Origin of the sequence: Alkalihalophilus lindianensis, assembly GCF_032843265.1 — a bacterium.
In the GTDB taxonomy this organism is placed as follows: Bacteria; Bacillota; Bacilli; order Bacillales; family Bacillaceae_D; genus Alkalihalophilus; species Alkalihalophilus lindianensis.
In genome coordinates this window covers 1-392 of record NZ_JAWJBA010000076.1, presented here as the reverse complement: position 1 = coordinate 392, position 392 = coordinate 1, and the positions used below count along the sequence as shown (strand labels likewise).

The following is a 392-nucleotide window of genomic DNA, read 5'->3' as shown; positions in this document are numbered from 1 at the left end:
ATGGGATGAGGAGTATCAAAGATATGATTGAACTGATTGACCTCATGGAAAAATATTCACCAGACTGTTGGATGTTAAACTATTCCAATCCAGCAGCGATTGTTGCGGAGGCTTGTCGCGCGCTGCGGCCAAATTCAAAGGTGTTAAATATTTGCGATATGCCTGTCGGTACGCTAAGAAGAATGTCTCATATTATCGGCAAGGAGCCAAAAGATTTGGAAGTGCGTTACTTTGGTTTAAATCACTTTGGCTGGTGGACGAGTGTCAAAGATAAGGAGGGGCATGAGTACCTTCCAGAAATTCGTGAGTATGTAGCAGAGCATGGCTATCTAACGCAAAAAGAAGTTGATACCCAGCATCTAGATCCAAGTTGGCAAGAGACACATAAAAAA

1 protein-coding gene is annotated in these 392 nt (G+C 42.6%); it reads left to right on the top strand.

What is annotated here, in order from left to right; translation table 11 throughout:
• Positions 1–392, top strand: a 392-nt coding sequence (locus tag RYX56_RS21365; protein WP_500660607.1) for a family 4 glycosyl hydrolase, incomplete at both ends; no start/stop codon positions are given.